The organism is Streptomyces sp. ID05-39B (assembly GCF_033794725.1).
GTDB lineage: Bacteria > Actinomycetota > Actinomycetes > Streptomycetales > Streptomycetaceae > Streptomyces > Streptomyces bobili.
The window spans coordinates 20,090-27,681 of the sequence record NZ_JARGEF010000095.1 but is presented as its reverse complement, the minus strand read 5'-3'; the positions used below and the strand labels follow the sequence as shown (position 1 = coordinate 27,681).

The following is a 7,592-nucleotide window of genomic DNA, read 5'->3' as shown; positions in this document are numbered from 1 at the left end:
CCCCCGCCCAGCGCCCCGAGCACCTGCCCGACGACGGCGCCGGTGGCCAGGGCGTTGAGCAGGGGGGTCACGCTGTCGAGCCGGCCCTGCCACTCCGCTCGACCACGGGCAGGCCGCCCGCGGCCCACGCCTGCATGCCGCCGGTCACGTCGACGACGTCGGCCCCGCGTCCCGCGTCCCGCGTCCCGCGAGGAGAACAGCGGCTCGGCGGGACCGGCCTCCCGACCGGCAGACCACCATGAGGCGGCGCCCCTGTGCGACATCCGGCAGTGCGGCACCGGCGGCCGGCATGGTCAGCGGCAGGTGGACGGCGTGCGGCGCGTGGCCGACCTGCCATTCCTGCTGCTCCCGCACGTCCAGCAGGACGGCGTCACCCTCGGCGCCGGTCCGCTCGGCCGCCTGCTGGACGGTGACCCGCTTCGGGCCACGACGGAACAAGAACATGGGGTATAGGTAGGTCCCAGCATGAGGAGGCGCCGAGGCTGCCTCGGGACGGCCGCACCGGACGACGACCACGAACCGGCTTGCGGTTGCGCGGCGGCCATCGCACACGTCGGCCCACACCAGGTCCAGCCCGGCGCCCGGCGCGACCACCTCTGCGCCACCGGCTGTGAAGCCGCGGAGTTCCTCACGCGAGCATCAGCTGGAGTCGTGGCAGCACCCGACCTGCGGATCCACACGGCGGACGGCCCGCGCCCGACCTCGCCGACACCCTCCCCGTCCACTTCGAGGCCCGGCCCCCGGTACGAGCACGTTGGCCTCCCGGAGCCGGCCCGTCAGGCCGCCCGGTCTCCGGAGCGCCCCTTCAGGAGTGGTTCTCCACCGACGCGACACAACGGGCCGGATGGCGGAAGGCTGACGGTGGCGTCCTCAGCTCACTCAGGCGAACGCATACGAAAGGCCGGGCCGGGGACGCTCTCGATGTCCTTCACCTGCACGGGGTGGCCTTGCTCGCAACGGATCTCGACGTCGACGCGCGCACCGCACTCACGGTGTCGCGCCAGTACCGCCGGCCCTTGCGGGTCGGCGCGGTACCGGTCGCCCCACTGCAGCAGCCCCATCACGGCCGGCACCAGATCCATGCCCTTTGCGGTGATCACATACTTCGGCCGGCTCCGCGCACCGGGCTCCTTGTACGTCTCGGTCGCCAGGATCCCTTCCTCCACCAGCATCCGAAGCCGCGCCGCCAGCAGGTTACGAGGACAGCCCAGGACACGTTCGAAGTCACCGAACCGGGATGATCCGTACCACACCTCGCGCAGGATGAGGATCGTCCACTTCTCACCCACGATCTCGAGAGTCCGCGCGATCGAGCAGTTGGACACGTCCCGGTCGAGGCGGGGGTCCATGCCGGTGTCTTGAAGAATTTCGGTCCACGCATCCATGGAGCGATCCTAACCGAGCTTAAGTTTACTATTACATACTCAGCTTTCCCGGGTCTTGGGGCTGCGTCGGCCCCCAGCGGTGGACGGCTTCGAGCTGGGCCTCGTCGGACCGATCAGGGCCAGGAGCACCCGGCAGCCCAGCCCCGCAAGGGCACCGTGTTCCACCGCGAGGCCTTCTCGAGCAACTGGATTGCGAAGGAGGTCACCTGCCCGCAGGACAAGGTGAGCCGCCGATGGCCGACGCCGCCACCCCTCGCACCCTGCGTCACCGTCCAGTCCTCCCGGACGATTGCCGGCAGTGCCCCGTGAAGACCGCCTGCACCCGCACGGACGCCCGGAAACGGCCGGTCGACACCTTTTTGCCGCCATCCCGGCACGGGGACAGCGGCAAGACGGTTGTCGACCGGCCGCCCCTCATCATCATGAGCTCGATCATCGTTCCGGCCCGCCCCCGACGCGCAGCTGCTCAGATGATCGGACTACCAAGGCGGGCAGGTCCTCGGCGTCTCGTTCAGTCCGGACGGCCGGTGCCTCGCCACCAGCGGCGGCGACGGCGCGATACGGGTGTGGCGGTACGGCACGACGCTGCGAGACCCGGTGGTGCTGCGCGGCCGCGACGGCGAGGTGTGGACGCCGGTGTTCAGCCCGGACGGCACCCGGATCACGGCAGCCGGCGAGGACGGCACGGTCTCGGTGCCGGACGCGGGATACGTGATGTTCCACAGGTGAACTGAACTTGCGGACGGCGGAGGGCCCGGCTGTGCCCCGGACCGAAAGGCCGGTGCCGGCCACGGGGTCCTCGACGCCGGCCCGCAAGGAGGGGAGCCCGGGTCGCGCGCGGCAAGACGCGTACTGCTGAAGCGCCCTCATGGCCGGCCGCCCCGACCGTCACCTGCCGGACCGGGGCTCCATGGGTCATCCGGACACACCGGCCCGCCAGGACCGGTGTCGCCGGGGGCGTTCAGGCAGCGTAGGTGGGGTAGTCCGTGTAGCCGGCCTCGCCGCCGCCGTAGAAGGTGGCGGGGTCGGGGGTGTTCAGGGGCGCGTCGGTGCGTACGCGCTCGACCAGGTCGGGGTTGGCGAGTGCCATCACGCCGACGGTGACGACATCGGCCAGGCCGTCCTCGATGTCCTTGGCGCGGGGTGGCGATGTCGGTGCCGGCCCGGTTGAGGACCAAGGTGTTGGGCCACAGCTTGCGGAGGGTGTGCAGGAGTTCGTCGTCGCCGCCGTGGCCGATGTGCAGGTAGGCGAGGTCGAGCGGGGCGAGGGCGCGCACGAGCGCGGGGTGCAACTCGTGGGTGTCGCTCTCCGCGATGTCGTTGAACGGGTTTCCGGGCGAGATCCGGAAGCCGGTGCGGCCGGCGCCGATCTCCTCGGCCACGGCGGTGGCGACCTCGACGGCGAAACGGATGCGGTTGTCGATGGAGCCGCCGTACCGGTCGGTGCGCTGGTTGGTGTTGTCGGCGAGGAACTGGTGCACGAGGTAGCCGTTGGCGCCGTGGATCTCGACGCCGTCGGCGCCGGCCGCGATGGCGGCTGCCGCGGCGCGCCGGAAGTCCTGGACCGTCGCGGCGACCTCCTCGGTGGACAACTCGCGCGGTACCGGCATCTCCTGAGGACCCGTGGGGGTGAACATGGTGCCCGCCGGCCGGACCGGGGAGGGGGCCACCGGCTGCCGGTGGTGAGGGGTGTTGTCCGGGTGGGACATCCGACCGGCGTGCATGAGCTGGATGACGATGCGTCCGTCGGCCTTGTGCACGGCGTCGGTGACCGTGCGCCAGCCGGCAATGTGCTCCTCGGAGTGGATACCGGGGGTGAGGATGTAGCCCTGCCCGTCGGCGTTGGGCTGCGTGCCTTCGGTGATGATGAAGGAGTGGGAGGCGCGCTGGGCGTAGTACTCGGCGTTCAGCTCGGTCGGCACGCCTTCCGGGGTGGACCGGTCCCGCGTCATGGGCGCCATCGCCAGCCTGTGTGGCAGGGAGATCTCTCCGGCGACGATCGGGTTCCACAGGGCGTTCAGCATGGATGTTTCCTTGGATAAAGGGTGAGAGAGCTGGGACAGGCCGGGCCGGCGGGAGTGGCACGTACGCGGTGACCGGCCCGGACGGGCCCGATGGTCTTCCACCATGGACGACGGGACGGGCATGCCGTGCACATCACCGCTGCCATGGGCGGTGCTGGGACCCGGCTGCTTGTGCATGGGGAGGAGGCAGCGGCCGGGGCGTTGCCCCAAGAAGCCGCTGCGTGCGAGCGGCCGCAGTACCAAGTGGCCGTCGTACAGAGGCCGTCGTCACAAGGTGAACGGCACCGGAGCCGGAGCAGCGGTAGCGGTCAGCCGCGGTAGCGAGCGGCCGGGACCTTCTGCGACAGGTTCGGGACGAGCGCCTGACGTGCCTTCTCGTACGACTCCCAGTCGCTGATGTCCGGCAGCGACAGGATGGTGACGGGCTCCCCCGCGTCGAGGCCGGCGAGCGCGGCGTCGACGGCGTCGTCCACGTTCATGACCCACTCGTCGGGGAACGCCTCGAGGTCGACGCCGGAGCCGTCCCAGAGGTCGGTACGGACAGCGCCCGGCAACACGGCCTGGACGGTGACGGGGCTCTCGGCGAGTTCCTGCTGCAGAGCCTGGGTGAATGTCAGCACGTAGCTCTTGGTGCCGCTGTAGACGGCGCTGACGGGCAGGATGTTGAGAGCCATGGCAGAGGAGATGTTCACCACGGTGCCGTGCCCACGGGCCGTCAGCCCCGGCAGGACCGCGATGGTCAGCCTGGTCAGCGCTGTCACATTGAGATTGACCAGCGCCTCGTAGGCCGCCGCGTCGGAGCCGGTCAGCGGGGTGAGCAGCGCACCGCCGGCATTGTTGATCAGCACCTCGATGCTCTCGTCGGTCCGCAGCCGCTCCTCGACCACGGAGATCTGTGCCGCGTCGGTGAGGTCGGCGGTGACGATGTCCACCGTGCGGCCGGTGCGGCTGCGGATGTCCGACGCCAGTGTCTCCAGCCGCGCGGTGTTGCGCGCCACCAGGATCAGGTCGTAGCCACGGTCGGCAAGCCGCTGCGCGTAGGCGGTTCCCAGGCCGGCGGACGCGCCGGTGACGACAGCGGTCTTGTTCTGCGTGGTCATGGGTGGATCTCATTTCTGGTCTGCGAGTGAGCAGGGCCGAAGCGGCCTCCTCGTTTAGATTACGATAACTATCTAACCGGCTTCAGTCAACGCCTCGCCACCGGCCACCGGCCACGAACAGAGACCGCTCCTCCAGCAGAGGGGATGCGGGATACGGGTCCGCCCGGCCGGCGGGAAGACACCTCGCGCGGCGTCGGCGATCGTCGGCTCGCGGAGCGTCAAGGCCGCCGAGGCCGACCGTCAGCGAGGCACGCGAGGGCGGGATGACGGAAAGTTGATCGGCGGCCGGAAGAGACACCTCATCCGCGACGTCCCCGGCCTCGTCCTCCTGGTCGTGGCCACAGACGCCGCGGCCCGAGAACGTCGCGGCACGGGGATCACCGGTCAGGTTCACCCTGCCGCACCCGGAGATCACCGTCGTCCGGGCCGACTCCCCCTGCACCAGGAACCAGCCGGCGCCCCGGGCAAGGAAGTACCTCGACACCACCGTCAGGACCGTTCGCCGTTCGCCTTTCGCCGTCCGCCGGGCACCAAGGGTCTCACTGGGTCTCACTGCTCTCCCGCACCGTCGCGCCATCGGTTTCGGCCGCTGCCGCACCTTTCCCGTTGACCGAGCATCACATGAGCAGGCTAAAGTACTAGGCAACTAGATAAATGGAGGAACTGGTGATTGAGTTCCACCTGAACAGCCGGTCCGGCCTGTCTCCGTACCAGCAGCTGGTCCAGCAGGTGCGCCACGCGCTGAGGCTGGGCCTGCTCAATGAGGGGGATCGGCTCCCCACGGTCAAGGAGGTGGCCCGGCAGATGGCGGTCAATCCGAACACCGTGCTCAAGGCGTACCGGGAGTTGGAGCACGAGGGCCTGGTGGCCGCCCGGCCGGGAGTGGGGACGTTCGTGACCCGGACGCTGGCCGACGCTTCGCTCGCCGCGCACGGCCCGCTCCAGAAGGAGCTGCGGCGGTGGCTCGCCAAGGCCCGCCTGGCCGGCCTCGGCGAGGAGTCCATCGAGGCCCTGTTCATGACCACCTTTCACACCGCCGCCGGAGAGGACGTAGCGTGAACGCCGTATTACGGGCACAGGCCCTGGGCAAGAGATACAAGCAGCGCTGGGCGCTGCAGAACTGCGATCTGGACGTGCCCGCCGGGCGGGTCGTCGGGCTGGTCGGGCCCAATGGGGCGGGCAAATCCACGCTGTTGAACCTGGCCTCCGGGATGCTGACCCCGACCACCGGCACCATCGAGGTGTGCGGCGGCCGTCCCGCCAGCGGCCCCGAGCAACTGGCCAAGGTCGGCTTCGTCGCCCAGGACACCCCGACCTATGCCGCCTTGAGCATCACCGATCACCTGCGGCTGGGTGCCCGCCTCAACCCCGGCTGGGACGACGTCCTGGCCCGCGAGCGGATCCGGCGGCTCGGCCTGGACCTCAAACAGAAGGCCGGCAAACTGTCCGGCGGGCAGCGCGCGCAGCTCGCCCTCACCCTGGGCATCGCCAAGCGCCCGGAACTGCTCGTCCTGGACGAGCCGGTCGCCGCCCTCGACCCCCTTGCCCGCAGGGAGTTCATGCAGGACCTGATGGAGGCCGTTGCCGAGCACGAGCTGAGCGTCGTGCTCTCCTCCCACCTGGTCTCCGACGTGGAGCGGGCCTGTGACTACCTCATCGTCCTGGTCGACTCCCGGGTGCAGGTGGCCGGCGACATCGACGACCTTGTCGCCTGCCACCACCGGCTCACCGGTCCACGCCGGGACCCGGGCACTCTCCCGGCTGGTCAGCACGTCATCACCGCCAGCCACACCGAACGGCAGACCACCCTCCTGGTGCGCACCGACACGGCGGTCCACGATCCGTCCTGGACCGTCAGCCCGCTCGGTCTGGAAGACATCGTCCTGGCCTATATGACCCGGCCCGCCGATGCGGTACGTGACACCCGGCCCGCACTGGAGGTACTCCGATGATCTGGCTGACCTGGCGCCAGTTCCGCACCCCGGCCGCCGTGATGTTCGCCGCGGTGGCCGCCCTCGCCGCCACGCTGGCGGTCACTGGCCCGCAGCTGGCCGACCTCTACCGGACGACCGGCAGCAGCCTGGTGGACCGGGTCTCCAGTTCGGACCAGACCCTCTACTACACCGGACTGCTGGTCGTGCTCGCCGTGCCGGCGGTCATCGGGATGTTCTGGGGCGCGCCGCTGATCTCCCGTGAACTGGAGACCGGCACCCACTACCTCGCGTGGAACCAGGGCGTCACCCGCACCCGCTGGCTGGCGACCAAGCTGGGCCTTGGTGCGGCGGCCTCCATGACCGCTGCCGGACTGACCAGCCTCGCCGTGAGCTGGTGGAGCAGCCCCATCGACCGGGCTGTCAACGGCGGTGGCGCGACGGACACGTACTTCCCGCGACTCGACCCCGTGGCCTTCGCCGCACGGGGTGTCGTCCCCATGGCCCATGCCGCCTTCGCCTTCGTCCTGGGCGTCGCCCTCGGCCTCGTCATCCGCCGCACGCTGCCCGCGATGGCCACCACGTTAGCCCTCTACGCCGCCGTCCAGATCGTCGTGCCGATGTGGATCCGGGCCCACCTGGCCGCCGCGGACCGGACCATCGTGCCGATCGAGGCCGACGGCGCCCCCATCAGCATCCAGGACGGCGCCAGGCAGATCGTCGCGCACCTCGAAGAAGTGCCCGGGGCATGGGTCACCTCCCAGCAGACCCTGAACGCCGCCGGTCAGCCGGCCCCTGTGCCGTCGTCCTTCGCCGAATGCCTGCGCACCGAGTCGGGCCCGCCCGCCCTGCAGCAGGTCGACCGCTGTGTCGCCGACCTCGGCGCCCTGGGCTACGAGCAGCAGGTGACGTACCAGCCCGCCGGCAACTTCTGGGCTCTTCAATGGGCCGAGACCGGGCTCTACCTCGGCCTCACCCTGGCCCTGACCGGGCTCTGCGCCTGGTGGATCCGCCGCCGGCTGACCTGACCAGGCAGCGGATCCGCAGCGCAACGCCGGACCACTGGAACAGGTGCGAGGGGCAGCCGGGAACGTCCGGCCGCCCCTCGCGGCGTGCCCAGGCACTGACTCGGATGCTGGCACTGATCCGGGT

At 70.4% G+C, this 7,592-nt stretch carries 6 protein-coding genes and 3 pseudogenes; 5 read left to right on the top strand and 4 right to left on the bottom strand.

Annotation, left to right across the window (positions count from 1 at the left end; all coding sequences use genetic code 11):
- Nucleotides 1–67: 67 nt before the first annotated feature.
- Together P1P75_RS21205 and P1P75_RS21200 are read right to left on the bottom strand one after the other, a co-directional pair.
- Nucleotides 68–444: pseudogene (locus P1P75_RS21205) on the bottom strand (rhodanese-like domain-containing protein).
- 431 nt (nt 445–875) lie between these two features.
- On the bottom strand, nt 876–1,385 hold the full coding sequence (locus P1P75_RS21200) for a helix-turn-helix domain-containing protein (protein ID WP_319257651.1): 510 nt from the start codon (nt 1,383–1,385) through the stop codon (nt 876–878).
- Nucleotides 1,386–1,886: 501 nt separating this feature from the next.
- Here P1P75_RS21200 and P1P75_RS42065 point away from each other — a divergent pair.
- Together P1P75_RS42065 and P1P75_RS21195 are read left to right on the top strand one after the other, a co-directional pair.
- Nucleotides 1,887–1,943, top strand: a pseudogene (locus P1P75_RS42065) (hypothetical protein); the annotation flags it as partial.
- 6 nt (nt 1,944–1,949) lie between these two features.
- A complete protein-coding gene (locus P1P75_RS21195) occupies nt 1,950–2,114 on the top strand; it encodes a WD40 repeat domain-containing protein (protein WP_319257649.1) in 165 nt (54 codons plus the stop codon).
- 232 nt (nt 2,115–2,346) lie between these two features.
- Here P1P75_RS21195 and P1P75_RS21190 read toward each other — a convergent pair.
- Together P1P75_RS21190 and P1P75_RS21185 are read right to left on the bottom strand one after the other, a co-directional pair.
- Nucleotides 2,347–3,409: pseudogene (locus P1P75_RS21190) on the bottom strand (alkene reductase).
- A gap of 308 nt (nt 3,410–3,717) precedes the next feature.
- Nucleotides 3,718–4,509, bottom strand: a complete 792-nt coding sequence (locus P1P75_RS21185; RefSeq protein WP_319257647.1) for an SDR family oxidoreductase — start codon at nt 4,507–4,509, stop codon at nt 3,718–3,720.
- Between the two features lie 654 nt (nt 4,510–5,163).
- Between P1P75_RS21185 and P1P75_RS21180 the strand changes: the two genes are divergently transcribed.
- The 3 genes from P1P75_RS21180 to P1P75_RS21170 are packed head-to-tail and all read left to right on the top strand — an operon-like array spanning nt 5,164 to nt 7,468.
- On the top strand, nt 5,164–5,568 hold the full coding sequence (locus P1P75_RS21180) for a GntR family transcriptional regulator (RefSeq protein ID WP_319257645.1): 405 nt from the start codon (nt 5,164–5,166) through the stop codon (nt 5,566–5,568).
- The gene (locus tag P1P75_RS21175) at nt 5,565–6,461 is read left to right on the top strand and encodes an ABC transporter ATP-binding protein (RefSeq protein WP_319257643.1); all 897 of its coding nucleotides are present in this window, start codon (nt 5,565–5,567) and stop codon (nt 6,459–6,461) included. The genes P1P75_RS21180 and P1P75_RS21175 overlap by 4 nt, the downstream gene beginning before the upstream one ends.
- A complete protein-coding gene (locus tag P1P75_RS21170) occupies nt 6,458–7,468 on the top strand; it encodes a transporter (protein ID WP_319257641.1) in 1,011 nt (336 codons plus the stop codon). The genes P1P75_RS21175 and P1P75_RS21170 overlap by 4 nt, the downstream gene beginning before the upstream one ends.
- Nucleotides 7,469–7,592: the final 124 nt, after the last annotated feature.